The following is a 23477-nucleotide window of genomic DNA, read 5'->3' as shown; positions in this document are numbered from 1 at the left end:
GCGGATTCCGGCAGCCGACCCGCGCTTGAAAGACCACCCGACGAACGACAACCCCCGGCGCACCCATGAAGGGGACACCCATGGAAAAGGTTCCAATGACCAAGCGGGGCTACGAGGCCCTGAACAACGAACTGAAGACCCTCAAGGAGGTCGAGCGCCCGGCGGTCATCCGGGCGATCTCCGAAGCCCGCGAGCATGGCGATCTCTCGGAGAACGCCGAGTATCATTCGGCGCGCGAGAAGCAGAGCTTCATCGAGGGCCGGATCAAGGAGCTCGAGGGGCTCATCGGGCGCGCCGACGTGATCGATCCGACCAAGATGAACGGCACCACCGTGCGTTTCGGCGCCACGGTCAAGCTGGTCGACGAGGACACCGACGAGGAGCGCAACTACCAGATCGTCGGCGAGGCCGAGGCCGATATCGCGGCGGGCCGGCTCAACATGGCCTCGCCGCTCGCGCGCGGGCTGATCGGCAAGGAGGAGGGTGACAGCGTCGAGGTGATCACCCCCGGCGGCAGCCGCTCCTACGAGATTCTCGAGGTGCGTTTCGTCTGATGCCGCGCCCCGGTCCGCCGGTGCGGCACCGGCGGGCCGTCAGATCCCGAAGCCGGCATAGGGCAGATAGCGCACCGGGTCGCCCGGTGCGATGTCCATGCCCGCGTCGGGAAGCTCCACCAGCCCCTCCGACCAGCTGAGCCCGCCGACGCGCCCCGAGCCTTCCGAGGCGAAGACCTCGGCATGGCCAGCCGCATCGAGCCGCGCCCGGAGGTATTCCCGCCGGCCCCGTTTCTTGCGCTTGGCGAAGGCCGCCGGCACGGTGAAGGCGAGCGGCTCCGGCCAGTCCGCCCCGGCCAGCACCGCCAGCGCCGGGCGTGCGAAGATCAGCGTGCAGACGAAGGCCGCCACCGGGTTGCCCGGCAGGCAGAACACCGGCCTGCCCTGCCAGAGCCCCATGGCCAGCGGCCGCCCGGGCTTCACCGCGATGCGCCAGGTCTCGCGCCGGCCCTCGCGCCCCAGGAGCCGGGAGAGGTGGTCCTCGTCCCCCGCCGAGGCGCCGCCCGAGGTGAGCAGCACATCCGCCGACGCGGCGCCGCCGTCGAGCGCCGCGCGCACCGCCCCGGCATCGTCGCCGGCCGCGCCGAGATCGACAACCTCCGCACCCCATCCCGCCGCGAGCGCCGCCAGCATCGGCCGGTTGGCATCGAAGATCCCCGGCTGCGCAGGGTCGGTGCCGGGCGCGAGCAGCTCGTCGCCGGTGGACAGGATGCCGACCCGGAGCCGCTGTCGCACCGCGAGGCGATCCGCCCCCACCGAGGCCGCGCGCGCGAGATCCTGCGGGCGCAGGCGCCGCCCGGCGGCCAGCACCGGCTCGCCGTGCCGCGCATCCTCGCCCTGCGGACGGCGATTGGCGCCGGGCTTGCGGGGCCGCGGAAACCGCACCCGCCCGTCCGCGAGCCTGCAATCCTCCTCGAGCACCACGGTATCGGCGCCGGCGGGAAGCTCGGCGCCGGTGAGGATGCGCAGGGCCTCGCCCGCCGGCAGATGCCCGGGCCATGGGTGGCCCGCCGCCGCGCGGCCCTCGGCGAGCGGCAGATCGGCCTCGGCGCCGGCGGCCTCCCAGGCGAAGGCATAGCCGTCGACCGCCGCATTGGCCGCCGGCGGGCTGTCCCGCCGCGCCAGCACCGGCTCGGCGAGCACCCGGCCCGCCGCCTCGGACAGGCCGACCGTCTCGATGCCGGTCACCGGCCGCAACCCCTCGCGCAGCCGCGCGAGCGCCACCTCCACCGGGGTCCAGTCGACCCCCGGCGGCAGCGCGAAACAGTCGTCGGCGAGCCGGCCGTTCATGCCCGCCGTCGCTCGGCCATCCCGAGATCCGCGAGCACGAACTCGGCAATCGCCGGAATGTCGTCGAGCCCGATCACCGGCTGCACTGCGGCGGGGGCATCGTTGGTGGCGATGGCGCGCACGGTCGGGTCGTCGCGCGCGATCAGCGGCTGGCCGGTCTCGGCGCGCCAGGCCTCGATCTTCGGGTGGCTGTCGCGCTTCCAGCCCTCGACGATCACGAGATCGACCGGGTCGAGATGCGTGATCAGGTCCTCGAGCCTGGGCTCCGGCGCCTCGCGCAGCTCGGTCATCAGCGCCCAGCGCGCCGAGGAGGCGAGGATCACCTGGTGCGCCCCGGCGTCGCGATGGCGGCGGCTGTCCTTGCCGGGCCGGTCCACATCCACCCCGTGATGCGTGTGCTTCAGCGTCGAGACGCTGTAGCCGCGCGCGGTCAGCTCCGCCACCAGCCGCTCGACCAGCGTGGTCTTGCCGGCATTCTTCCAGCCGATGACTCCGTAGACCTTCAAATGTGCGTCTCCTGACCGGCGGCGAGGCGCGCGGCCTCCGCGAGATCCTCGGGCGTGTTGATGTTGAAGAACGGATAGGCCGCGTCGTCGAACAGCACCCGCGCGAAGCCGTGCCGCGAGGTCCAGACGATGACCTTGCGCAGATCGCCCACCGTGATGGCCTGCTCGAGATCGTCCGCCAGCGCCACCGGCCAGAGCGCGAAGGTCGGGTGCTCGGAGAGCCCGCGCTGCGGATCGGTGGTGGCGGCCATGGCGATCGGGTTGGCATCGTCGAGCGCCGCCGCGAGCCGCGCCGCGAGATCGGCCGGAAAGAAGGGGGTATCGCCGGCGGCCGAGACGATGTGGCCGTGCCCCCGCGCCGCCGCCCAGCGCATGCCGGCCAGCACGCCGGCGAGCGGGCCCGCGAAGCCCTCCACCGTGTCCGGGATCACCGGCAGGCCGAAGCCGTCGAAACGCGCCGCGTCACCATTGGCGTTGATCGCGATCTCGGCAACCTGCGGGCGCAGCCGGTCGATCACATGGGCCAGCAGCGGCCTGCCCGCCACCTCGAGCAGCGTCTTGTCGCCGCCGCCCATGCGCCGGGCGAGCCCGCCCGCGAGGATGACCCCTGCCGTGCTCATGCAGCTTCTCCCCGGTGCCGGGCAACGAAGGCCGAGAACTCGCGCCGCGACCACCCCGCCGGCAGCGCGGTATCGGGCACCGGGATCACCATCGCCCCGAAGCAGAGCCCGACGCCGCGGCGGAACATGACCACGGCATCCACGGCACGCGGATCTCTGCCGCGCCCGAGGTCTCGACGACCCCGTCCCGCGACAGCACCAGCTCGAGCGGCCCGTCGGCCCCGCAGGCGGCGGCATTCGCCTCGGCCAGCTCGCGGGTCATGTGCCGCGCCGCCAGAAGCGCCACCACGCCGCCCACGACGATGCCGGTCACCAGGCTGAGCGGATCGAGCCCCTCTCCCGCGACGAGGCCGAGCGCGACCGCAGCCGCCGCGACCCCGACGAGCACCGGCAGCGCGGCCAGCACGCCGCGCAGCGTCCGTCGCGGCGGAACCGCGTTGAGGATGCGGCTCGCGCCCGCCTCCATCGCATCCCGGATCAGCGCCGCATCGGTTTCGTAGCCGAGGCGCAGCTCGTCATGCATGCCCGGTTCAGCCATCGGCGGCGGCTCCCTTGCGGCGGTGTCTGGCGTCCTCCTCCGGATGGGCCGAAGGATCGGCGTCGTAGATCACCCGTTCCTCGCCGGAAAGGCAGACGAAACGCTGCCCCCGCATGCGGCCGATCAGCGTCATGCCGACCTGCCGCGCCAGCTCCACCCCCCAGGCCGTGAAGCCCGAGCGCGAGGCCAGGATCGGCACCCCCATCAGCGCCGTCTTGATCACCATCTCGGAGGTCAGCCGGCCGGTGGTGTAGAGGATCTTGTCGGCCCCGGAGACGCCTTCGCGGAACATCCAGCCGGCGATCTTGTCGACCGCGTTGTGGCGCCCGACATCTTCCATGAACACCAGCGGCCGGTCGCCCTCGCAGAGCACGGTGCCGTGGATCGCCCCGGCCTCGAGATAGAGGCTCGGCGCGGTGTTGATCTTCCTCGACAGCGCATAGAGCCAGGAGGTGCGCAGCGCCGCATCCGGCAGGCGCACGCCGTCGAGCGCCTCCATCATGTCGCCGAAGACGGTGCCGACGGCGCAGCCCGAGGTGCGCGTCTTCTTCTTCAGCTTGTCCTCGTAATCGGTCTCCCGCTCGGTGCGGACGACGACGACCTCGAGCTCCTCGTCATGCTCGACCGCGGTCACCCGGTCCGAGGCGAGCAGCATCCCCTGGTTGAGGAGATAGCCGAGGGCGAGATACTCCGGATAGTCGCCGATGGTCATGGCGGTGACGATCTCCTGGCCGTTGAGGTAGATCGTCAGCGCCCGCTCCTCGACGACACGGATCTCGGTCTCCCGCCCGGTCTGGTCGCGGCCGGTGACGGCACGGGTGAGGCGGGGGGCGTCCGGGTCGGGTCGGATCAGGAATTCGCGCATGAGAGAGGTAGAGCGCGGGGATTTGTCCGGGTCAAGGCCGCGCGGCACGGCCGCAGCGTCAACGGGCCGGGGCATCAAGCGTGGCGGGGGATGCCATCACAATCCCCGATTGGTAACCGCCCGGCCGAGGGCATAGCTTCGCGCCATGGCACAGGATGCAAGGATCATCGGTCGCCGGGGATTCCGGTCGGGGCTGCTGGCGGCGATCCCGGTGCTGCTGGCGGTCGGGCCCTTCGGCCTGATCTTCGGTGCGGTCGCGACCGAGGCCGGGCTGGATCTCGCGCAGACCATGGCCATGACCTCGCTGGTGATCGCCGGGGCGAGCCAGCTCGCGGCGCTGCAGGTGCTGTCCGACGGCGCACCGGCCATCGTCGCGGTGCTGACCGGGGCGGTGGTGAACCTGCGGATGGCGATGTATTCGGCCTCGCTGGCACTCCACTGGTCGGATGCGCCGGTCTGGACCCGCGCCCTGGCCGCCCTCACGCTGCACGACCAGTCCTATGCGCTCTCGATCGCGCGCTACGAGCGCCGGCCGGACGAGCCGCTGGCGGACCGGATCGGCTTCTATCTCGGGGTCGGGCTGCTGACCTCGGGCGTCTGGGTCGCGATGACGCTTGTCGGCATCCGGCTCGGCGCGGCGCTGCCCGAGGCGATCGACCTCGGCGTCATCGTGCCGGTGACCTTCATCGCCATCGCCGCGCCGATGCTGCGCGGGCGCCGCTCGGCCCTGGTGGCGGCGGTGGCGGCGAGCGTGTCGCTGCTGGCGGTGGGGCTGCCCTTCGGCCTCGGGCTGATGCTGGGCGCGGCGGCAGGGCTCGCCGCCGGCTTCGCGGCAGACCGGCCGGCACCGAAGACTGGCCCCGCTGTCCTCCCGTGCGACGGCTCCGGCGAGGCGGTCTGTGCCGGGGAGCGCGCGCGATGATCTCCGACACCGCAATCTGGAGCATGATCGCCGGCCTCGGCATCGCGACCTATGCGATCCGCTTCTCGTTTCTCGGGCTGCTGGCCGGGCGCGAGGTGCCGGAGAGCGTGCGCCGCGGCCTCGCCTTCGTGCCCGCCGCGGTGCTGCCCGCGCTGATCGCGCCGATGGTCGTCGGCGGGCAGTCGGGCGCCGATCCGGAGCGGCTCGCCGCCTGCGCGGCGGCGCTGGTGGCCGGGCTGCTCACGCGCAACGTGCTGGCGGGGATCCTTGCCGGAATTGCCGGCTATGCCCTCGCCCTGGTCGTCTCGGGACAGATCTGAGCGAGGCGCGGAGGCGGACCGGCGGTCTCGCCGCGAGCCCGCCGGTTGCCGGGATCAGCCGCGAAGCTGCCCGCCGGTCGCCTTCGTCACCGCCGCGACCACCTCAGCCGCGACGCGGTCGATCTCGTCCTCGGTGAGCGTGCCGGATTTCGGCTCGAGCCGCACGGTGATCGCCATCGACTTCCGGCCCTCGCCGAACTGTGCCGCCGCCTTCGCCCCCTCGAAGAGGTCGAAGACCGTGGCCCCGGCGATCAGCTTCTTGTCGGCCGAGCGCGCCGCGCGCAGAACCGTCTCGGCCTCGACCTTCGCATCGAGCACGAAGGCGAAATCCCGCTCCACCGCCTGGTAGTCCGAGACGCTGAGCGCGGCCCGCCCGGTGCTGCGGCGCTTCGGCGCCGGCACCGCGTCGAGCAGGATGGTCGCGGCAACCGCCGGGCCCTTCACGTCCATCGCATCGAGCACCTTCGGATGCAGCTCGCCAAACACCGCGAGGGTGACCTTCGGCCCCAGCTTCAGCGCGCCGGAGCGGCCGGGATGGAACCAGCCGGGCGCCTCGCGCACCGCCTGCAGCTTGTCCACCGGCACGCCGGCAGCGGCGAGCGCCGCCTCGGCATCGGCCTTCGCATCCGCCAGGTCCACCGGCCGGCGCTCGCCCGTCCAGTGCCGCGGCGCCGTCGCCCCGACCCGGAGCGCGGTGGCATGGTTCGCCTGCTCGCCGGGCTCGGCGCCCTCGAACACCGGGCCGACCTCGAAGAGCCCCAGATCGCCGAAGCCACGCGCCTGGTTGCGCGCCGCCGCGGCCAGCAGCCCCGGCAGCAGCGAGGGCCGCATGTCCGACATCTCGGAGCTGATCGGGTTGGCCAGCTTGCGCGCCGCCTCGCCGCCGCCGAAGAGCGCCGCCTCCGTGCCGCTGACGAAGCTGTAGCTGACGCATTCGGCGAGCCCGGCCGAAGCGAGCCGCCGCCGCGCCCGCATGGCGCGGAGCTGCGCCGCGGTGAGCTCGGAGCGCGCGACGCCCGAGGCCGGCCGCGGCAGCGGTTTCGCCTCGAGCCCGGACAGCGAGGCGACCCGCGCGATCTCCTCCACGAGATCCGCCTCGCCATGGATGTCCGGCCGCCAGGAGGGCACCCAGACATCGATGGCCTCGCCCGTGCCGGTGGCCGAGAAGCCGAGCGCGGTCAGGATCCGCACCTGCTCCTCGCGCGGCACCTCCATGCCGACGAGGCTGGCCACCCGGCCGGGCCGCAGCGTGTAGGACCGGCTGGTGTCCGGCACCGCCCCGGCGACCACCGTCTCCGAAGCCTCGCCGCCGCAGAGCTCCAGCACCATCGCCGTGCCGAGATCGGCGCCGGCCGGCGTGAAGGCCGGGTCCACCCCCCGCTCGAAGCGGTAGCGCGCGTCCGAATTGATCTTCAGCCGGCGCCCGGTGGCGGCAATCGTCACCGGGTCCCAGTAGGCGCTCTCGACGAAGACGTTCACCGTCTCCCCGGTGCAGCCGCTCAGCTCGCCGCCCATTATGCCGCCGATGGATTCGGGGCCGTTGTCGTCGGCGATCACCATCATGCCGGGCTCGAAGACATACTCCTTGCCGTCGAGCGCCAGCAGGGTCTCGCCGCCCTTCGCCGGATGCACCGAGAGCCTGCCGCCCGCGACCTTGTCGGCGTCGAACACGTGCAGCGGCCGGCCGCGATCGAAGGTGATGTAGTTGGTGATGTCGACCAGGGCCGAGATCGGCCGCAGCCCGATCGCCTTCAGGCGCTGCTGCAGCCAGGCCGGCGAGGGGCCGTTCTTCACGCCCTTCACCAGGCGCCCGACGAAGAGCGGGCAGCCCTTGCCGATCAGATCCGGATGGATCTCGACCGAGATCGGGCAGGGAAACCGGCCCTCGATCTCCGGCAGCGGGGGGGTCTTGAGGCGGCCGATCCCGCGCGCCGCAAGGTCGCGCGCGATCCCCGCGACACCGAGCGCGTCGGGCCGGTTCGGCGTGATGGCGATCTCGATCACCGGGTCGTTCAGCCCGGCATAGTCGATGAAGCGGGCGCCGAGCGGGGCGTCCTCCGGCAGGTCGATGATCCCGTCGTGATCCTCGGAGATCATCATCTCGCGCTCGGAGCAGAGCATGCCGTTGGATTCGACGCCGCGGATCACGCCGGGCTTGAGGTCGACCCCGGTGCCGGGGACATGGGTGCCCGCCGGGGCGAAGACGCCGACCAGCCCGGTGCGCGCGTTCGGCGCGCCGCAGACCACCTGCACCTCCTCGGGCGCGGCGCCTTCCGCCGCATAGACGGCGACCCGGCAGACCCGCAGGCGGTCGGCATTCGGGTGCTGCGCCGCCTCGATCACCCGCGCGATGCGGAAGGCGCCGAGCCGGTCCACGGGATTCTCGATGCCCTCGACCTCGAGGCCGAGATCGGTCAGGGCCTCGGCGATCTCGTCGAGGCTGGCCTCGGTGTCGAGATGATCCTTGAGCCAGGCAAGGGTGAACTTCATGGGACATGCTCCGTCGATGCGAAGCCCGGGGCTCCGGTCGGCGTTCGTCTAACCCATATCACCGGGCAAAAAAAGGCCGCCCGGCTGCCATAAACCAGCCTTGTTAGACTGTTGTTAGGGTTGCCGGAGTATGAAGGGCGTGTGTTGGGCCAGAGGTGTGTGTCATGGCGTTCCCGGTGTCGAGTTCTTCTGCTTGCCTGTTGCGTTTCCTGGCCTGCGATCAGGGGTCGGTGACCCTCGACTGGGTCGCCCTCACGGGCGGTCTGTCCCTCCTTTCGGTGGTGCTGCTCCAGGGCATCCCGACCACGGCTTCCGAGACCATGCAGGCGGCAATGTCCGCGGCCGCTCCCGCCGCTTGGAGTGCCGGAGGCGGCGGGTCAGATGGCCATCGCGGCGCGCGGCATCGCCGGCCGGATCGCGCCGGAGCCGCCGGCGGGCAGTGGTCCGACGCGGCCGACCGGCGCTTTGCAGAGGCAGGGGCAGACCTCTTCCGCCGCGACTGACCTGGTCCGCCTGCCGCGGTCCGTCTCCCGGGCACCGCTCCCGCCGCATCCCCCGGTCATCGATCACGGAGCCGTGATCGAATTCCCGCCAGCGACCCGAGGGCTCATTGATCCGGATCAATGAGCCCGGCTTGCCCTCCCGCCAGATTGCGCCCAGCCTCCCCAAGGGGGGAGTCTGTCCAGTCGAGAGGAGGTCCCGGTGGCGAACGCCGATCTCACGGAAGCACCGCAGCTCTATGTCAACAGGGAGCCGGTCTTCCCGCGCGCCGTTACCGGACCGTTCCGCCGGCTGAAATGGGCGATCATGGCGGTGACGCTCGCGATCTACTACATCACCCCCTGGATCCGCTTCGACCGCGGGCCCTACATGCCCGACCAGGCGGTGCTGGTGGACCTCGCGAATCGCCGGTTCTTCTTCTTCTGGATCGAGATCTGGCCGCAGGAGTTCTACTATGTCGCGGGCCTGCTGATCATGGCAGGGCTCGGGCTGTTCCTCTTCACCTCGGTGCTCGGCCGGGTCTGGTGCGGCTATGCCTGCCCGCAGACCGTCTGGGTCGACCTCTTCCAGCATGTCGAGCGGCTGGTGGACGGCGACCGCAATGCCCAGACACGCCTCTGGAACAGCCGCTGGACCGGCAGCAAGATCCGCAAGCGCGCGGTCAAGTGGACCATCTGGTTCCTGATCTCGGTGGCCACCGGCGGTGCCTGGATCTTCTATTTCGCCGATGCGCCGACGCTGGCGCTGGATTTCGTGACCGGCCAGGCGCCCTTCGTCGCCTATGCGACCGTGGGCATCCTCACCGCCACCACCTTCGTGCTCGGCGGCTTCCTGCGCGAGCAGGTCTGCATCTACATGTGCCCCTGGCCGCGCATCCAGGGCGCCATGCTCGACGAGCAGTCGCTGATCGTCACCTACAAGGCGTGGCGCGGCGAGCCTCGCGGCAAGCACCGCAAGAAGGCCGGCGCCGAGGCGCTGGGCGACTGCATCGACTGCAATGCCTGCGTCAATGTCTGCCCCACCGGGGTCGATATCCGCGAGGGCCAGCAGATCGGCTGCATCACCTGCGCGCTCTGCATCGATGCCTGCGACGACATCATGCGCAAGGTCGGCAAGCCGCGCGGGCTGATCGACTACTGCACCCTGGCCGACGAGGCGCTGGAGCGCGGCGGCAAGCCATCGGTCTCGCCCTGGCGGCGGATCATCCGCCCGCGCACCATCCTCTATACCGTGCTCTGGGCCGGCATCGGGCTCGGCATGATCGCCGCCCTCTTCCTGCGCACCGACTTCTCGGTGACGCTGGAGCATGACCGCAACCCGCTCTTCGTCACCCTCTCCGATGGCGAGATCCGCAACGGCTACACCCTGCGCGTCAACAACATGTCCGGCGATCCCCGCGAGTTCCGCCTCGGTGTGACCGGCGACTATGTGGTGGTGCCGGAGATCCAGGGCGATGACGATCTGAGTTTCGTGGTCGATGCCAACGAGACGCGCAAGATCCGGCTCTTCCTCACGGCGCCGCCCTGGTTCGACATGCCCGAGCGCTTCGACCTGCGGATCTGGCTCGAGGATGCCGAGACCCGCGAGCGCGCCGCCTATTCAACGCATTTCCGGGGACCCGACCAATGACCGACTACACCCCCCGCGGCCGCCCGCTGACCGGGCGCAAGGTCCTGCTGATGGCGGTCGGCGCCTTCGCCGTGGTGATCGGGGCGAACATCGCCCTGGTCGTCGCCGCGACCGGCAGCTTTCCGGGGCTGATCGTGAAGAATTCCTATGTCGCGAGCCAGGGCTGGGACGCCCGCACGAAGGCGCTGCGCGCGCTCGGCTGGAGCACCGCGGCGGGCTATGGCGACGGCCGGCTGCGGGTCGAGGTCACCGGGGCGGATGGCGCACCCGTCGAGGCGCTCGAGATGACCGCGGTGGTCGGCCGCCCGGCCCGCGATCTCGCCGACCGGACGGTGCCGCTGGCCCCGGTCGCCGGCGGTTACGAGGCCGAGATCGCGCTCGCGCCCGGTAACTGGCTGGCCCGGCTGAGCGTTGCCGGCGCGCCGGATTTCGCCGCCACCGCGCGGCTCCACGTGCCCGGGGTGCAGTGATGGCGGCGGCGTCCGTCGCGACCGACACGGCCTCGAAGCCGGGCGGGTGCTTCAAGCGGCGGGCAGAGACGCCGGCCGCCCCCGATGGCGACGAGCGCTGGGCCCATCCCGCCGCGGCCGGCCGCAGGGCCGTCGATCTCATGGTGCCGGGCATCAGCTGCGCCGGCTGCATGGCGAAGATCGAGCGCAGTCTCGGCGCCGAGCCCGGCATCGCCGCGGTGCGGGTCAATCTCTCGCTCCGCCGCGCGCATGTGGAGTTCGACCCGGCAGAAAGTTCCGTCGCCGCGGTGACCGATGCGCTGGGCCGGCTCGGCTACGAGGCAAAGCCCTTCGACGCCGCGGCGCTTGCCGAGATCGACCGCGACAGCCGCGGCCGCGACCTGCTGGCGCGCCTCGGGGTCGCCGGCTTCGCCGCGATGAACGTGATGCTGCTCTCGGTCTCGGTCTGGTCCGGGGCGGAGGCGGCGACGCGCGACCTGCTGCACTGGGTCTCGGCGCTGATCGCGATCCCCGCCATCGCCTATGCCGGGCGGCCCTTCTTCGCCTCGGCGCTTTCGGCGCTGCGGGCCCGGCGGCTCAACATGGACGTCCCGATCTCGCTCGCCGTGCTGCTCGCGGCCGGGACATCGCTCTACGAAGTGTCCCAAAGTGGGACACACGCCTATTTCGATGCGGGGCTGGGCCTGCTCTTCTTCCTGCTGCTCGGGCGCTATCTCGACCACCGGACCCGGGCGGCGGCGCGCTCGGCAGCGGCGGAGCTGACCGCGCTCTCCGCCCGCTCGGCCACGGTGATCGGGGCGGACGGCACGCGCAGCACCGTGGCCGCCGATGCGATCGCGCCGGGCGCACTGGTGGAGGTCGCGCCGGGCGAGCGCATCCCCGCCGACGGCGTGGTGGAGAGCGGCACCAGCGATCTCGACCGGTCGCTCGTCACCGGCGAGAGCATGCCCGAGCCCGTCGGCCCGGAGGCGCCGGTGCATGCCGGCATGCTCAACCTCTCCGGGCTCCTGCGGATCCGCGCCAGCGCCACCGGCGAGGACACGCTGTTGGCCGAGATCGCGCGGATGATCGAGGCCGCCGAGACCGGCAAGACCCGCTATGACCGCTGGGCCGACCAGGCCGCGCGGATCTATGCGCCGGGGGTGCATCTCGTTGCGCTGGCGGCGTTTGTCGGCTGGGTCTGGGCCACGGGAGACATCCGGCACTCGATCGCCATCGCCTCCGCGGTGCTGATCATCACCTGCCCCTGCGCGCTCGGCCTGGCGGTGCCGGCGGTGCATGCGGCGGCGGGCGGACGGCTGTTCCGCGCCGGCATCTTCCTCAAGGACGGCGCGGCGCTGGAGCGGCTCGCGGCGGTCGATACCGTGGTCTTCGACAAGACCGGCACGCTGACCGATGGCCGCCCGCGGCTCGCCGATGCGCCGGAGCCGGACGACACAGCCTGGCCCATCGCGGCGGCGATGGCGGCGGCCTCGCGCCACCCGCTCGCGCGCGCGCTGGCCGAGGCGGCGGAGGCCCGCGGCGTGGTGCCGGTGACCCTCGGCGAGATCCGCGAGACCCCGGGCGCCGGGCTCGAGGCCTGGGCCGGCGGCATCCGCATCCGCCTCGGCAGCGCTGCCTGGACCGGGGCGGAGCCGCTCCCCGATACCGCGGTCCATCTTCGCATCGGCGATGGCACACCTCTTGCATTCACTTTCACAGAAGGTTTGCGTGAGGATGCGCCTGAGCTTTGTTCGGACCTGCGTCGTATGGGGTTCCGAGTGGTTTTGCTCTCAGGCGACGGGTGTAAGCCGGTGGCACGCGTAGCTGGGGCCACCGGCATACCCGACCACCGCTCCGGTCTTACCCCGAGGGACAAGCTCGATGCGCTGGATCGGCTCCGCGCGGAGGGTTCGCGCGTGCTGATGGTCGGCGACGGCATCAACGATGCCCCCGCGCTGGCCGCGGCGCATGCCTCGATGTCGCCGGTCTCGGCCGCCGAGGTCAGCCGCGCCGCCGCCGATCTGGTGTTCACCGGCAGCCGGCTCGCTCCCGTGGCGATTGCAATTCGCACCGCACGAACGGCACGGCATCGCGCGATGCAAAACTTCGCGCTGGCTGCGCTCTACAATGCCTGCGCGATTCCGCTGGCGCTGGCCGGCATGGTGACGCCTTTGGTCGCAGCGCTCGCGATGTCGGGCTCGTCCATCATCGTCACGCTGAATGCGGTCCGCCGCTGGGGCGACACCGGGAGGGGCCCGACATGACGATCCTCGCAATCCTGATCCCGGCCTCGCTGACGCTCGGGCTGATCGGCCTCGTGGCCTTCCTCTGGACCCTCCGCGCGCGGCAATACGAGGATCTGGAGGGGGATGCGGCGCGCATCCTCTTCGACGAGCAGGACAAGCCGCGGGAATGAGCCGCCGACCCGCTCAGCGCACGACCTCGACGATCACCGCGGCATAGAAGACGAAGCTCGCCGCCAGCACGAAGCCGTGCCAGATCGCGTTCTGGAACGGCAGGCTGCGCCAGAGATGGAAGCCGACGCCCACGGTATAGAGCCCGCCGCCGACCAGCAGCAGCACCAGCGCCGCCGTGCTCATCTCCGCGACGATCGGCCCGCCGACCACCACCACCGCCCAGCCCATGGCGAGGTAGAGCAGCAGCATCAGCCATTCCAGCCGGTCGCCGGAGACCAGGCGCAGCAGGATGCCGAGCCCCGCCGCCGACCACATGCCGGCGAGGATCAGCACCGCCGGCTCGCCGCCGAGCAGCACCGTGAAGGGGGTGTAGGTGCCGGCGATCTTGGCATAGATCGCGGCATGGTCGAGCCGGCGCAGCAGCGTCCGCCAGGGCGGCCCGGCACGCAGCAGGTGATAGCCCGCCGACGCGGCGAACATCGCCACCAGGCAGACCGCATAGACCACGGTCGCCGCCTGCACCGCGGCGTCGCCGGAATGCCAGGACACCGCCAGCCCGATCAGGATGGGCGCGGCGATCGCCGCCGCGGTCACGCCGGTGACATGCAACACCGCATCGGCGATCCGCTCCGCCCGCGTGTAGCTGGGCGGCTCTCCCGGTCTTCGCTGCGCTGATCTGCTCATCCGCGGCCCGTGCTCCCGGCTTGCCCCGGCCGGCCCGGCTCCAAAGGGTCCATTGACCAGCCCGGCATCGCGACGCTAACACCCGTCGAGGCACGGCGCCAAGCCGTGCCGTCGCGGAAGAGGAGCTTGAGCGCATGGCCGATCAGGGCCGGACGCGCCGTCGTCCGCCGCGCAGGACCGAGGCCCGCGCCACCGGCTTCGAGAGCTGGTCGACCGGACCGAACAATGCGCGCGGACGGATCGCAAAGGGCGTTGTCGTGCCCGAGGGGGTGGCGGGCTTCAGGCTCACCCCGCGGGCGCGGGTATTCCATGTCGGGCCGGAATTCGCGCGCCAGCTCGAGGCGGCGCTGGCCGCGGCCGGCGTGCGCGTGACCAGCCGCGACCCGGAGCACGAGCTGCGCGAGGTCCGCGAGAACCCGGTCCGCGGCCATCTCAACAAGTACAGCCCGGCCTCGATCGCGCAGGAGCTCGACTGGGCCGTCGACCCCGCCCGCTTCCCCCGCGAAGGCCTGGTGCCCGCCGGCGACGTGATGGCGGACCCCTTCCTGCACGAGCGCGCCGCGCATGGCGGCATCGAGGCGCTGTTGGCCCGGCGCCGGCAGGTCTCGGCCTATTTCGCGCAGGCCTTCGCCGCCGACATGGTGGTGGTCACCCTCGGCACCGTCGAGACCTGGTTCGACCGGCGCACCAAGCGCGCGCTCAACAACCCGCCGCTGCAGCGGATCTATGACGAGGAGCCGGACCGTTTCTCGGTGCGCCGGCTCGACACCGCCGAGGTCGGCGCCAATCTCAAGACCATCACCTCCCGCCTCAAGGCGCGGAACCCGAAGCAGAAGGTGGTGCTGACGGTCTCGCCGGTGCCGCTCGAGCGGACCTATGGGCCGGAGGACGTGATCGTCGCCAATTTCGCGGGCAAGAGCGTGCTCCATGCCGCGGCGGTGGAATGCGCCGCAGCGCTGCCGCAGGTGGACTACTTCCCGGCCTACGAGGCGGTGCTGACCTCCGATCCGGCGCTGGTCTGGCAGCCGGACCGGCGCACGGTGCGCGACGAGATGATCGCCGCGATCACCCGCAGCTTCGTCGAGCGCTACGGGCTGTTCATCGCGGCCGACAGCAAGACCGCCGGCTCGGCCTGATCAGCCCGGCTTCTTCAGATAGACCCCGGCTTCTTCAGATAGACATAGAAGGCGCCGGCCCCGCCATGGCGCCGATGCGCCTCGTAGATCCCGACGATCTGCCGCGCGAAGGGCCCGCTGCGCAGCCATTTCGGCGCCGCCTCGCGCAGCACCCCGCCCGAGGGCGACATGAAGGGCGCGTCCTCGCGATGATGCCGGCGCCCGCCCCTGGCATCGCCCTTGCCGGTGATCACCAGCAGGCAGCGGCGGCGTTCGGCAATGGCGCGGCGGACGAAGGTATCGAGCCGGGCATGGGCGCGCGCCGCGGTCAGGCCATGCAGGTCGATGCGCGCATCGGGCTCGCGCTCGCCGCGGCGCAGGCGCTCGGCGGTGCGCCGGTCGAGCCCCGGCTCGGGCCGGCCGACGGGGCCGGGATGCGGCGGCCCGTGTGCGGTGACGCCGACCGGCGGCGCGGCGGTGGAGCCGAGCGCGCGGGCCCGCGAACCGGGCCGGGGCAACGAGGTCGCCGGTGCCGGCGGCGCGCGCCGGGGCTCGTCCGAAGGATGCATCTCGGGCATGGCGGGCGGCGAGGCAACGGCGTCCGGCGGCTTCGGCGCCGGGCCTTTCAGCGGATTGGCGGTGCGCGCCACGCGCTCCCAGAGCGCACGCTCCTCGGGCGTCAGCCCGCGGCGGCGGCGTCCGGGCCCCATGGCGCGCGCGGCCTGGCCGGGCTCACTCGCCGGTTGCGCTCAGCAGCCAGTTCGGGTTCGGCGAGCCCATCACGCGGCTGAAGGTCCAGACATCGGTCTGGCGGCGGATCTCGTTGGGATCGCCCTCGACGATGCGTCCCTCGGAATCGCGCACCGCGGTGATCATCTCGCCGACGAAGCGCAGCGTCAGATCGGCCTCCGCGGTATCGGCGTCGAAGCGCAGGGTGTCGACCTTGAGGTCGCGCACGCCGATGAAGCGGCTGTCGACCTTCAGCCCGTCGCGCTCGCGGCTGGCGATCACGCCCTCGAAGGCGGCATAGACATCCGGGGTGAGCAGGTCCTGCAGCGTCGCCCGGTCGCCCTCCTCATAGGCGGTGAGGATCATCTCGTAGGCCGAGCGCGCACCGTGCAGGAACTCCTCGAGGCTGAAGCCGGGCTCCACCTTGCGGATCTCGGCCATGGCGGCACGGGCGTCCTCGTCGAGCGCGCGCATCGCGGCGGCTTCGATCTCGTCGTCCTCCTCCACCGGCCGGGCCGCCTCGGGCCCCGCGCGGTCGGCGCCGCGGCCGGCCGGGCTCGAGGGCGGCTCGAACCCGGTGCGCGTGCCGATCACAGATCGCAGCTTGAACAGCAGGAAGGCCGCGATTGCGAACAGGACGATGAATTCCAGAAGTTGATAGCTCATGCGGCCCTGTCGTCTCCTCGTCCCGCCGCGCCGCGGGGGGTATCGTCCCCGGAAGGCAGCATGGCGGGTGGTGTGGCGGTTATCATCGCTTATGTAAGGCGCTCGGGAGGCAAAGTCTATCGAACCGGCCCCGATTCGTCCCGCGGCTTGCCCGCACAGGCGGGGCGGGGCAGAGACCGGGACACGGACAAGGCAGAAGGAGCGCCGAGTTGCTGATCTTCCTCGCACTCGTGGCGGTGCCCATCATCGAGATCGCGCTGTTCATCGAGGTGGGCGGCTGGATCGGGCTGTGGCCGACGATCGCGATCGTGATCGCCACCGCCGTCGCCGGCACCGCGCTGCTGCGCGCCCAGGGCATGGCGGCGCTCGGCGAGCTGCAGCGCCGGCTTGACCGGGGCGGCGACCCCTCCGGCCCGCTGGCCCACGGCGCGCTGATCCTGGTCGCCGGCATCATGCTGCTGACGCCGGGCTTCTTCACCGACACGGTCGGGTTCCTGCTGCTGATCCCGCCGGTGCGGGCGCTGGTGATCCGCCATCTCGCGAAGCGCGTGGTGGTGATCGGCGCCCGGCGCATGGGGCGCGGCGCCGGGCCGGGCATGGGCGCCGGCGGCGGGCAATGGGGGCCGGGCGGGCCCGAGGACCCCGGCCATGCCACCGTGGAGACCGGCTATCGCGAGGTCGACGAGCCGGCCGGCCGCCCCGCCGAGCCCGCGGAACCCGGCACCGGACAGCTCCCGCGCGAGCGCGACTGACGCGCCGCAACCGCCTGGAAACCGACGGCCCGGCGCCATGCAGGCCCCGCGATACGCCGCGGCATTGCCGTCGGCATCCGGTTCTGCTAGGCGGCTGGCCAACGAAATCGCGCCGACAAATCCATCACAAGGAGCCGTCCGATGACCGACACGACCAGCCAGACCCCCGGTGGCATCGATCTCAACAACCCGCCGATCGCGCGCATGCTCGCCCATTTCACCCGCGACCTCTCCTTCGAGAATGTCGCCGTGATGGAGGGCCAGCAGGTCAAGGGCAACCCGGAGATCCAGGTCAATGTGGGCATGGATGCGAAGTCGCTCGGCGATGACCGCTACCAGGTCAACATGAAGATCAACGCCAAGGCGACCGGCGAGGACAAGACCCGCTTCCTCGTCGAGCTCGACTATGCCGGCCTGTTCACCCTCTCCAACGTGAAGAAGGAGCACCTGCACCCGTTCCTCTTCATCGAGTGCCCGCGCCAGCTGCTGCCCTTCGCGCGCCGCGTGCTGGCCGACGTGACCCGCGACGGCGGCTACCCGCCGCTGATGATCGACAATGTCGATTTCGCCACGCTCTACCGGCAGCGCCTCGAGGCGGCCCGGCAGCAGAAGGCCGAGGGCGACGCCGCGGCCGCGCCGCAGGTCTGATGCCCCGCGCGGCGGCCTTCCCGCGGAGGTCGCCGCCCGCCTGCCGGACGCCCGCCGCCGGAACGTTCGCGCGCCGCTGACCGGGGCCCGCAGCCACGCTCAGCCCTCGCCGGCGGCAAGCTTGCGCCAGAGCGCGGCCTCGCCGAGCTCCTCGACGAAGGCAGCATGGGCCGCCCGTTCCGCCTCGGTGAGCCGGGGCGCCAGCGGCTCGGGCCGCGGCCGCGCCCGCCCCGTCTCCACCTTGCGCACCGTGTCGGTCCGCGCCTTGGCGCCGGCATCGAGCGCGAGGCCCTGCTGCCGCCCGCCCTGCAGCTCGAGATAGACCTCCGCCAGCAGCTCGCTGTCGAGCAGCGCTCCATGCTTGCCGCGGCCGGAATTGTCCACCCCGAAGCGCCGGCACAGCGCATCGAGCGAGACCGCGGCACCGGGAAACTTCCGCCGCGCGATCTTCAGCGTGTCGATCGCCCTGTCCGCCGGCAGCGTGCCCATGCCGAGGCGCACCAGCTCGGCATTGATCATCCGCATGTCGAACTCGGCATTGTGGATGACCAGCGGCGCATCGCCGATGAATTCGAGGAACGCGCCGGAGATCGCCGCGAAGACCGGCTTGTCGCGCAGGAACTCGTCGCCAAGCCCGTGCACCTGGTAGGCATCCGGCGGCATCGGCCGCTGCGGATTGATGTACTGGTGATAGGTCTCGCCCGTGGGCAGGGTGTTGAAGAGCTCCACCGCGCCGATCTCGACGATGCGGTGGCCCTCGTCGGGATCAAGGCCGGTGGTCTCGGTGTCGAGCACGATCTCACGCATCGCGCACCTCCCTGCGGATCCGGGCGAGCGCAGCCGCGACCTGGGCGCGGGTGGCGTCGAGCTCGCCCGAGGTGTCGATCACGATATCGGCCCGCGCGCGCTTCTCGGCGTCCGGGGTCTGCCGTGCGAGGATCTTTGCGAAGGCGGCCTCGGTCATGCCCGGCCGGTCGAGCACCCGGGCGCGCTGGATCTCCGCCGGGGCGCTGACCACGACGACGCGGTCGAAGCCCTCCGCCGCGCCGGTCTCGAACAGCAGCGGGATGTCGCAGAGCGCGATCTCCGCTCCCGCCGCGCGCATCCGGTCGAGAAAGGCCGTGCGGTCCGCCGCCACCAGCGGGTGGATCGCCGCCTCGATCTTCGGCAGCAGCGCGGCATCGGCCAGCACCGCGGCGCGGAGCCTGCTGCGATCGACCCCCTCGGGGCCGATGGCGACCGGCGCGAGCCCGGCAATGGCCGCCGTCCCCTCGCCGTCCGGGCCATAGAGCCGGTGCACCGCGGCATCGGCATCCCAGACCGGCACGCCCTGCTCGGCGAACATCCCCGCCACGGTGGACTTGCCCATGCCGATCGAGCCGGTGAGCGCCAGCGTGATCATCTGCGGATTCGGGTCGGCGCTCATGCGAGGCAGGCCGTGCGCAGGGTCCCGTCCACCGCCGGATCGGCGCCGAACCAGGCGCGGAAGGACGGGCGCGCCTGGTGCAGCAGCATGCCCAGCCCGTCCACCGCCGCGAAGCCCGCCGCCCGGGCCGCCGCCAGCAGCGGCGTCTCGAGCGGGGTGTAGACGATATCGGTCACCGTCAGCCCGGGCTCGGCCATCGAGAGATCCATCGCCAGCGGCGGCTGGCCGGCCATGCCGAGAGCGGTGCTGTTGGCCAGCGTCGCGGCGTTCGAGAGGGCGGCCGCGCGGTGCTCCCAGTCCACCACCCGGATGCGGAGGCCGAAGGCCGCGGCCAGCGCCTCGGCCTTGGCGCGGGTGCGGTTGGCCAGCCGGATCTCCGGGCAGCCGGCCTCGAGCAGCGCCTGCAGCACCGCGCGCGAGGCGCCGCCCGCCCCCAGCACCAGCGCCGGGCCGGCGGCGGCGTCCCAGTCCGGCGCGCCGGCGCGCAGGTTCTCGATGAAGCCATAGGCATCGGTGTTGTCGGCGAGGATGCGCCCGCCCTCGAAGCGGATCATGTTGGCCGCCCCGATGGCGCGCGCCGCGGGCGTCGCCTCGTCGGCCAGGGCGAGCGCCGCCTCCTTGTGCGGCAGCGTCACGTTCACGCCGCAGAAGCCGGCCTTGCCGAGCGCGCGATAGACCTCGGCGAAATCCTCCGGGCGCACGGGCAGGCGGACATAGGCACCCTCGATCCCGTGCGCGGCGAACCAGTGGGCGAAGATCCGCGGCGATTTCGAATGGCTGATCGGCCAGCCCATCACCCCCGCCAGCATCGGTTTCGCATCGCTCATTCCACCAGCTCCCCCCGTGCGCGCAGAAATCCGAGCACCGCCAGCAGCGGCAGCCCAAGCACCGTGAAATAGTCCCCCTCGACAGCGCTGAAAAGCTGCGCCCCGAGCCCCTCGAGATGATAGGCGCCGACCGACTCGAGCACCGCCGGGCCGGCCTCCGCCAGGTAGCGGTCGAGGAAGGCATCCGAAAACGGCCGCATGGTGAGCCGCGCGGCGCCGACATGGCGCCAGACCGGCTGGCCCGCCTCGGCGATCACCGCCGCCGAGAGCAGCCGGTGGGTCTGTCCGCGCAGCCCGGCAAGCTGCGCCCGCGCCGCCGCCGCATCGGCCGGCTTGTCGAGCATCCCGGCCTCGCTGACCAGCACCTGGTCGGCGCCGAGCACGAGGCCGGGACGCCCGGCGCTGACGCGGATCGCCTTCAGCTCCGCAAGCGTGTCGGCGATGTCGCGGGGCGGCGCCTGCTCGGCCAGCATCGCCGACTTCACCGCGGCCTCGTCGATGCGCGCGGGGGCGATCTCGATCGCCACGCCGGCGGCGCGCAGCATCTCCGCCCGCGCCCGGCTCGCACTCGCCAGGACCAGCGTCACGGGCATTCCTCCGTCGCTTCTGCGGGGTCGTCTCCCGCGGCCTCGTCGCGCTGGCGCAGGGTCATCTGGATCGCCGCGGCGGTCTCCTCGATCGAGCGGCGGGTGACGTCGATCACCGGGATCGCGTGCCGCTCGAAGAACAGCCGCGCATCGGCAACCTCGGCCTGGATGCGGTCGAGATCGGCATAATCCGCCGGGGTGTCGCCCAGCGCCTCGAGCCGTTCGCCGCGGATCTGCGCCAGCCGGAGCGGGCTCGCGGTGAGGCCGATCGCCGGGATGCCGGATTCCAGCGCCTTGAAGAAGGCCGGGTCGAGCTCCCGCCCCGGCACCAGCGGCACGTTGGCGGCCTTGATGCCCCGGTTGGCGAGATAGAGGCTGGTCGGCGTCTTCGAGGTGCGGCTGACCCCGGTGAGGATGACATCAGCCTGCATCAGCCGCGTGCCGAGCGCGCCGTCGTCATGGGCCATGGCGAAGTCGATGGCGGCGATGCGCTCGAAATAGCTGCGGTCGATCTGGTGCTGCAGGCCGACGCCGCTGCTCGGGGCGCGCCCGAAGGCCTCGCCGAGCCGGGCGATAAGCGGGTCGAGCGGCGCGATCGCGGGCACCCCGAGGCTGGCGCAGGCGGCCTCGAGCCGGTTGCGGAAGCTGCGCTCGGCCAGCGTGTAGCACATCAGCCCCGGCCGCGCCCGCAGCCGGGCGATGGCGCGGTCGAGATCCGCCTCGGTCCGCACGAAGACGGTGACCTCGAGCTCCACGGAGACATTGCCGAAGGGCGCGAGGCAGGCCCGCGCCAGCGCCGCCAGCGTCTCGCCGGTGGAATCCGAGACGAGATGGATCGTGTGCTGCCGTGAGTGCGGCATGTCTCCTCCCCTTGCCGGGTGGTTTGCAGGCGCCGAGCCTCGCCCGGATCGGCCCGCGATGGAAGGGGGTCGGCCCCGGCCCGCCGGCGCCTGTGAATAACGGGGAAGGCGGGGACGGCGGCGCATCCGTCCACTGCCAGCGGGGAAAACCCGGGCAGTTGTCAAACTGTGGACGACATGCGCCGATCCGTCCGGGACAGTGGCGAAATCGGGGAGAAATCCGTGGAAAACTTCTGAAAGCTGGCGATATTTTTTTCTTTTTTTCAATGGTTTGGCAAATGCGAGTTCAACCAGTCGGAAAACTCGGAAAGCTGAGGAAAAATGTGGATAACTGTGTTGGTAAAACCCGGGGCACCGGTAATCCCCGGCTTTCAGGGTTCCACTTAAGACTCCATCCTTTTAAGAGTCTCCCTGTTGAATCACGCGAGCAGATCCGATGAAACGCCTCCTGTCCGTCCTCAAGGGCGACGCGCTCTCGCCGCCGCCGGTCTGGCTCATGCGTCAGGCAGGGCGCTACCTGCCCGAATACCGGGCCACACGGTCCCGCGCGGGGGGCTTTCTCGACCTCTGCTACACGCCGGAACTCGCCGAAGAAGTAACGCTGCAGCCGATCCGGCGCTTCGGTTTCGATGCAGCGATCCTCTTTGCCGACATCCTGCTGGTGCCGCAGGCGCTCGGCATGAAGCTCTGGTTCGCCGAGGGCGAGGGTCCGCGGCTGGCCTGGCCCGGCGACGCGCCGGATATCCGCGCGCTGAAACCCGTCGACGAGATCGACGAGACCCTCGCGCCGGTCTATGAAACCGTGCGCCGGCTCTCGGCCTCCCTGCCTGCGGAAACCGCGCTGATCGGCTTTGCCGGCGCGCCCTGGACGGTGGCGACCTACATGGCCGCCGGCCGCGGCACCCCGGACCAGGGACCGGCGCGGCTCTGGATGTATCGCGACCCGGCTGGCTTCGAACGGCTGATCAACATCGTCACCGAAGCGACGATCCACTACCTGTCGCGCCAGATCGAGGCCGGGGCGGAGGTCGTGAAGGTCTTCGACAGCTGGGCCGGCACGCTGGCTCCGGAGCCCTTCGAGGCCTATTCCGTCGCGCCGATGCGGCGGATCGTGGCGGCTCTGAAGGCACGGCATCCCGTCGTGCCGGTGATCGGCTTCCCGCGCGGGGCCGGTCCGGGCTATGTGGGTTTCGCCGAGGCGACCGGCGTCGATGCGCTGGCGCTCGACCACACCGTGCCGCTCGACTGGGCGCGCAAGGCGCTGCCCAAGCTCGCGCTGCAGGGCAATCTCGATCCGGTGCTGATGGTGACCGGCGGCGACGCGCTGACGCAGGCGGCCCGGCGCATGGTGGCCGGGATGGCGGGCCATCCCTATGTCTTCAATCTCGGCCACGGGATCACCCCGGATGCCGATCCGGCCCATGTCGACCAGCTGCTGCGCGCGATCCGCGGCTGATATCCGGGCCTGACCCCGAGCTCCCTCCGGAGGCGCTGAGATGCAGGATCTGCTGCTCGAACACTACGCCTGGATCAAGGCGCTGCACGTGATCTCGGTGATCGCCTGGATGGCCGGCATCTTCTACCTGCCGCGGCTCTTCGTCTATCACGCCGAGAAGGCGGCGCCGGGCTCCGAGCTCTCGGAGACGTTCAAGGCGATGGAGCTCAAGCTCTTCCGCTTCATCATGGGGCCGGCGATGAGCGCGACCTGGCTCTTCGGCCTGCTGATGCTCTGGGCGAACGGGCTCGACTGGCTGGCGGCGAGCCCCTGGCTGCATGCCAAGCTGGTGCTGGTGGCGGCGATGACCTGGTTCCACCACTGGCTCGGCGCCCGGCGCAAGGAGTTCGCGGCGGATGCCAACACCCGCTCCGGCCGCAGCTACCGGCTGATGAACGAGGTGCCGACGCTGCTCATGGCCGGCATCGTGATCCTGGTGATCGTGCAGCCGTTCTGAGCCGCCGGGCGGCCGGAACCGGGGCGAATTCTTCACACCGCTTGACTTTCCCGGCAAAGCCACGCATGTTCCTGCCCCAACGGCCGGCGCGTCTGCGCTGGTGCGCATTTCTGCGCCCCCTCCCTCC

At 71.5% G+C, this 23477-nt stretch carries 27 protein-coding genes; 13 read left to right on the top strand and 14 right to left on the bottom strand.

Features of this window, described 5'->3' with window-relative positions; translation table 11 throughout:
• The first annotated feature begins 80 nt into the window (after nucleotides 1-80).
• The gene (gene greA, locus QSJ97_RS13260) at nucleotides 81-554 is read left to right on the top strand and encodes a transcription elongation factor GreA (RefSeq protein WP_285672256.1); all 474 of its coding nucleotides are present in this window, start codon (nucleotides 81-83) and stop codon (nucleotides 552-554) included.
• 39 nt (nucleotides 555-593) lie between these two features.
• On the opposite strand, the gene QSJ97_RS13255 is transcribed toward greA, so the two are convergent.
• From QSJ97_RS13255 to QSJ97_RS13235, 5 genes are all read right to left on the bottom strand, one after another.
• Nucleotides 594-1844, bottom strand: a complete 1251-nt coding sequence (locus QSJ97_RS13255) for a molybdopterin-binding protein (protein ID WP_285672255.1) — start codon at nucleotides 1842-1844, stop codon at nucleotides 594-596.
• A complete protein-coding gene (gene mobB, locus QSJ97_RS13250; protein WP_285672254.1) occupies nucleotides 1841-2350 on the bottom strand; it encodes a molybdopterin-guanine dinucleotide biosynthesis protein B in 510 nt (169 codons plus the stop codon). The genes QSJ97_RS13255 and mobB overlap by 4 nt, the downstream gene beginning before the upstream one ends.
• Nucleotides 2347-2970 carry a molybdenum cofactor guanylyltransferase MobA gene (gene mobA, locus QSJ97_RS13245; protein WP_285672253.1) on the bottom strand — a complete coding sequence of 208 codons (624 nt, stop codon included), beginning with the start codon at nucleotides 2968-2970 and terminating at the stop codon, nucleotides 2347-2349. Before mobA ends, mobB begins: the two co-directional genes overlap by 4 nt.
• Nucleotides 2971-3055: 85 nt before the next feature.
• Nucleotides 3056-3508 (bottom strand): hypothetical protein, encoded by a 453-nt coding sequence (locus QSJ97_RS13240; RefSeq protein WP_285672252.1) that lies wholly within the window; start codon nucleotides 3506-3508, stop codon nucleotides 3056-3058.
• Nucleotides 3501-4373, bottom strand: coding sequence for a formate dehydrogenase accessory sulfurtransferase FdhD (locus tag QSJ97_RS13235; protein ID WP_285672251.1), 873 nt, complete (start codon nucleotides 4371-4373; stop codon nucleotides 3501-3503). The genes QSJ97_RS13240 and QSJ97_RS13235 overlap by 8 nt, the downstream gene beginning before the upstream one ends.
• A gap of 145 nt (nucleotides 4374-4518) precedes the next feature.
• On the opposite strand from QSJ97_RS13235, the gene QSJ97_RS13230 reads away from it, so the two are divergent.
• The gene (locus QSJ97_RS13230; RefSeq protein ID WP_285672250.1) at nucleotides 4519-5295 is read left to right on the top strand and encodes an AzlC family ABC transporter permease; all 777 of its coding nucleotides are present in this window, start codon (nucleotides 4519-4521) and stop codon (nucleotides 5293-5295) included.
• A complete protein-coding gene (locus tag QSJ97_RS13225) occupies nucleotides 5292-5615 on the top strand; it encodes an AzlD domain-containing protein (protein WP_285672249.1) in 324 nt (107 codons plus the stop codon). Before QSJ97_RS13230 ends, QSJ97_RS13225 begins: the two co-directional genes overlap by 4 nt.
• A gap of 54 nt (nucleotides 5616-5669) precedes the next feature.
• Here the strand turns inward: QSJ97_RS13225 and pheT are convergent, their stop codons facing one another.
• The gene (gene pheT, locus QSJ97_RS13220) at nucleotides 5670-8105 is read right to left on the bottom strand and encodes a phenylalanine--tRNA ligase subunit beta (protein ID WP_285672248.1); all 2436 of its coding nucleotides are present in this window, start codon (nucleotides 8103-8105) and stop codon (nucleotides 5670-5672) included.
• 164 nt (nucleotides 8106-8269) lie between these two features.
• Here pheT and QSJ97_RS13215 point away from each other — a divergent pair, with 164 nt between their 5' ends.
• From QSJ97_RS13215 to ccoS, 5 genes are all read left to right on the top strand, one after another.
• Nucleotides 8270-8608 (top strand): hypothetical protein, encoded by a 339-nt coding sequence (locus QSJ97_RS13215; protein ID WP_285672247.1) that lies wholly within the window; start codon nucleotides 8270-8272, stop codon nucleotides 8606-8608.
• Nucleotides 8609-8807: 199 nt separating this feature from the next.
• Nucleotides 8808-10235: a cytochrome c oxidase accessory protein CcoG gene (ccoG, locus tag QSJ97_RS13210; protein ID WP_285672246.1), complete on the top strand. Its 1428-nt coding sequence runs from the start codon at nucleotides 8808-8810 to the stop codon at nucleotides 10233-10235.
• A complete protein-coding gene (locus QSJ97_RS13205; protein WP_285672245.1) occupies nucleotides 10232-10705 on the top strand; it encodes a FixH family protein in 474 nt (157 codons plus the stop codon). The genes ccoG and QSJ97_RS13205 overlap by 4 nt, the downstream gene beginning before the upstream one ends.
• The gene (locus QSJ97_RS13200; RefSeq protein WP_434220917.1) at nucleotides 10702-12951 is read left to right on the top strand and encodes a heavy metal translocating P-type ATPase; all 2250 of its coding nucleotides are present in this window, start codon (nucleotides 10702-10704) and stop codon (nucleotides 12949-12951) included. The genes QSJ97_RS13205 and QSJ97_RS13200 overlap by 4 nt, the downstream gene beginning before the upstream one ends.
• Nucleotides 12948-13103, top strand: coding sequence for a cbb3-type cytochrome oxidase assembly protein CcoS (gene ccoS / locus QSJ97_RS13195; RefSeq protein WP_285672243.1), 156 nt, complete (start codon nucleotides 12948-12950; stop codon nucleotides 13101-13103). The genes QSJ97_RS13200 and ccoS overlap by 4 nt, the downstream gene beginning before the upstream one ends.
• Nucleotides 13104-13116: 13 nt before the next feature.
• Here ccoS and trhA read toward each other — a convergent pair whose 3' ends face one another.
• A complete protein-coding gene (trhA, locus tag QSJ97_RS13190; RefSeq protein ID WP_285672242.1) occupies nucleotides 13117-13788 on the bottom strand; it encodes a PAQR family membrane homeostasis protein TrhA in 672 nt (223 codons plus the stop codon).
• A 134-nt stretch (nucleotides 13789-13922) separates the two neighbouring features.
• On the opposite strand from trhA, the gene QSJ97_RS13185 reads away from it, so the two are divergent.
• Nucleotides 13923-14924, top strand: coding sequence for a GSCFA domain-containing protein (locus tag QSJ97_RS13185; RefSeq protein ID WP_285672241.1), 1002 nt, complete (start codon nucleotides 13923-13925; stop codon nucleotides 14922-14924).
• Nucleotides 14925-14938: 14 nt separating this feature from the next.
• Here the strand turns inward: QSJ97_RS13185 and QSJ97_RS13180 are convergent, their stop codons facing one another.
• Nucleotides 14939-15613 carry a Smr/MutS family protein gene (locus QSJ97_RS13180; RefSeq protein WP_285672240.1) on the bottom strand — a complete coding sequence of 225 codons (675 nt, stop codon included), beginning with the start codon at nucleotides 15611-15613 and terminating at the stop codon, nucleotides 14939-14941.
• A 22-nt stretch (nucleotides 15614-15635) separates the two neighbouring features.
• Nucleotides 15636-16298, bottom strand: coding sequence for a Tim44/TimA family putative adaptor protein (locus tag QSJ97_RS13175; RefSeq protein WP_285672239.1), 663 nt, complete (start codon nucleotides 16296-16298; stop codon nucleotides 15636-15638).
• 209 nt (nucleotides 16299-16507) lie between these two features.
• Between QSJ97_RS13175 and QSJ97_RS13170 the strand changes: the two genes are divergently transcribed.
• Nucleotides 16508-17050 carry an FxsA family protein gene (locus tag QSJ97_RS13170; RefSeq protein ID WP_285672238.1) on the top strand — a complete coding sequence of 181 codons (543 nt, stop codon included), beginning with the start codon at nucleotides 16508-16510 and terminating at the stop codon, nucleotides 17048-17050.
• Between the two features lie 141 nt (nucleotides 17051-17191).
• On the top strand, nucleotides 17192-17698 hold the full coding sequence (gene secB / locus QSJ97_RS13165) for a protein-export chaperone SecB (protein ID WP_285672237.1): 507 nt from the start codon (nucleotides 17192-17194) through the stop codon (nucleotides 17696-17698).
• 99 nt (nucleotides 17699-17797) lie between these two features.
• On the opposite strand, the gene dnaQ is transcribed toward secB, so the two are convergent.
• Genes dnaQ through QSJ97_RS13140 form a run of 5 tightly spaced genes read right to left on the bottom strand, consistent with a single transcriptional unit; the run spans nucleotide 17798 to nucleotide 21398 of the window.
• Nucleotides 17798-18505: a DNA polymerase III subunit epsilon gene (gene dnaQ, locus QSJ97_RS13160; protein ID WP_285672236.1), complete on the bottom strand. Its 708-nt coding sequence runs from the start codon at nucleotides 18503-18505 to the stop codon at nucleotides 17798-17800.
• The gene (coaE, locus tag QSJ97_RS13155; RefSeq protein ID WP_285672235.1) at nucleotides 18498-19124 is read right to left on the bottom strand and encodes a dephospho-CoA kinase; all 627 of its coding nucleotides are present in this window, start codon (nucleotides 19122-19124) and stop codon (nucleotides 18498-18500) included. Before coaE ends, dnaQ begins: the two co-directional genes overlap by 8 nt.
• Nucleotides 19121-19951 (bottom strand): shikimate dehydrogenase, encoded by an 831-nt coding sequence (locus QSJ97_RS13150; protein ID WP_285672234.1) that lies wholly within the window; start codon nucleotides 19949-19951, stop codon nucleotides 19121-19123. The genes coaE and QSJ97_RS13150 overlap by 4 nt, the downstream gene beginning before the upstream one ends.
• On the bottom strand, nucleotides 19948-20544 hold the full coding sequence (locus tag QSJ97_RS13145) for a Maf family protein (protein WP_285672233.1): 597 nt from the start codon (nucleotides 20542-20544) through the stop codon (nucleotides 19948-19950). Before QSJ97_RS13145 ends, QSJ97_RS13150 begins: the two co-directional genes overlap by 4 nt.
• A complete protein-coding gene (locus tag QSJ97_RS13140; protein ID WP_285672232.1) occupies nucleotides 20535-21398 on the bottom strand; it encodes a pyruvate, water dikinase regulatory protein in 864 nt (287 codons plus the stop codon). The genes QSJ97_RS13145 and QSJ97_RS13140 overlap by 10 nt, the downstream gene beginning before the upstream one ends.
• A 436-nt stretch (nucleotides 21399-21834) precedes the next feature.
• Between QSJ97_RS13140 and hemE the strand changes: the two genes are divergently transcribed.
• Together hemE and hemJ are read left to right on the top strand one after the other, a co-directional pair.
• Nucleotides 21835-22854, top strand: a complete 1020-nt coding sequence (hemE, locus tag QSJ97_RS13135; RefSeq protein WP_285672231.1) for a uroporphyrinogen decarboxylase — start codon at nucleotides 21835-21837, stop codon at nucleotides 22852-22854.
• Between the two features lie 40 nt (nucleotides 22855-22894).
• Nucleotides 22895-23350 carry a protoporphyrinogen oxidase HemJ gene (hemJ, locus tag QSJ97_RS13130; protein WP_285672230.1) on the top strand — a complete coding sequence of 152 codons (456 nt, stop codon included), beginning with the start codon at nucleotides 22895-22897 and terminating at the stop codon, nucleotides 23348-23350.
• Nucleotides 23351-23477: the final 127 nt, after the last annotated feature.

Source organism: Paralimibaculum aggregatum, from assembly GCF_030270585.1.
GTDB lineage: Bacteria > Pseudomonadota > Alphaproteobacteria > Rhodobacterales > Rhodobacteraceae > Thermohalobaculum > Thermohalobaculum aggregatum.
This window is presented reverse-complemented; position numbering and strand designations above follow the sequence as displayed.

Excerpts from the sequence above, each read along its gene's own strand:
- QSJ97_RS13180 (WP_285672240.1), bottom strand. The coding sequence starts at position 15,613 with ATGGGGCCCGGACGCCGCCGCCGCGGGCTGACGCCCGAGGAGCGTGCG.
- coaE (WP_285672235.1), bottom strand. The coding sequence starts at position 19,124 with ATGAGCGCCGACCCGAATCCGCAGATGATCACGCTGGCGCTCACCGGC.
- hemE (WP_285672231.1), top strand. The coding sequence starts at position 21,835 with ATGAAACGCCTCCTGTCCGTCCTCAAGGGCGACGCGCTCTCGCCGCCG.
- QSJ97_RS13215 (WP_285672247.1), top strand. The coding sequence starts at position 8,270 with ATGGCGTTCCCGGTGTCGAGTTCTTCTGCTTGCCTGTTGCGTTTCCTG.
- ccoS (WP_285672243.1), top strand. The coding sequence starts at position 12,948 with ATGACGATCCTCGCAATCCTGATCCCGGCCTCGCTGACGCTCGGGCTG.
- mobA (WP_285672253.1), bottom strand. The coding sequence starts at position 2,970 with ATGAGCACGGCAGGGGTCATCCTCGCGGGCGGGCTCGCCCGGCGCATG.
- QSJ97_RS13140 (WP_285672232.1), bottom strand. The coding sequence starts at position 21,398 with ATGCCGCACTCACGGCAGCACACGATCCATCTCGTCTCGGATTCCACC.
- secB (WP_285672237.1), top strand. The coding sequence starts at position 17,192 with ATGACCGACACGACCAGCCAGACCCCCGGTGGCATCGATCTCAACAAC.
- QSJ97_RS13255 (WP_285672255.1), bottom strand. The coding sequence starts at position 1,844 with ATGAACGGCCGGCTCGCCGACGACTGTTTCGCGCTGCCGCCGGGGGTC.
- trhA (WP_285672242.1), bottom strand. The coding sequence starts at position 13,788 with ATGAGCAGATCAGCGCAGCGAAGACCGGGAGAGCCGCCCAGCTACACG.
- greA (WP_285672256.1), top strand. The coding sequence starts at position 81 with ATGGAAAAGGTTCCAATGACCAAGCGGGGCTACGAGGCCCTGAACAAC.
- QSJ97_RS13175 (WP_285672239.1), bottom strand. The coding sequence starts at position 16,298 with ATGAGCTATCAACTTCTGGAATTCATCGTCCTGTTCGCAATCGCGGCC.
- pheT (WP_285672248.1), bottom strand. The coding sequence starts at position 8,105 with ATGAAGTTCACCCTTGCCTGGCTCAAGGATCATCTCGACACCGAGGCC.
- QSJ97_RS13225 (WP_285672249.1), top strand. The coding sequence starts at position 5,292 with ATGATCTCCGACACCGCAATCTGGAGCATGATCGCCGGCCTCGGCATC.
- hemJ (WP_285672230.1), top strand. The coding sequence starts at position 22,895 with ATGCAGGATCTGCTGCTCGAACACTACGCCTGGATCAAGGCGCTGCAC.
- QSJ97_RS13185 (WP_285672241.1), top strand. The coding sequence starts at position 13,923 with ATGGCCGATCAGGGCCGGACGCGCCGTCGTCCGCCGCGCAGGACCGAG.
- QSJ97_RS13150 (WP_285672234.1), bottom strand. The coding sequence starts at position 19,951 with ATGAGCGATGCGAAACCGATGCTGGCGGGGGTGATGGGCTGGCCGATC.
- QSJ97_RS13230 (WP_285672250.1), top strand. The coding sequence starts at position 4,519 with ATGGCACAGGATGCAAGGATCATCGGTCGCCGGGGATTCCGGTCGGGG.
- QSJ97_RS13145 (WP_285672233.1), bottom strand. The coding sequence starts at position 20,544 with ATGCCCGTGACGCTGGTCCTGGCGAGTGCGAGCCGGGCGCGGGCGGAG.
- dnaQ (WP_285672236.1), bottom strand. The coding sequence starts at position 18,505 with ATGCGTGAGATCGTGCTCGACACCGAGACCACCGGCCTTGATCCCGAC.
- QSJ97_RS13235 (WP_285672251.1), bottom strand. The coding sequence starts at position 4,373 with ATGCGCGAATTCCTGATCCGACCCGACCCGGACGCCCCCCGCCTCACC.
- QSJ97_RS13205 (WP_285672245.1), top strand. The coding sequence starts at position 10,232 with ATGACCGACTACACCCCCCGCGGCCGCCCGCTGACCGGGCGCAAGGTC.
- QSJ97_RS13240 (WP_285672252.1), bottom strand. The coding sequence starts at position 3,508 with ATGGCTGAACCGGGCATGCATGACGAGCTGCGCCTCGGCTACGAAACC.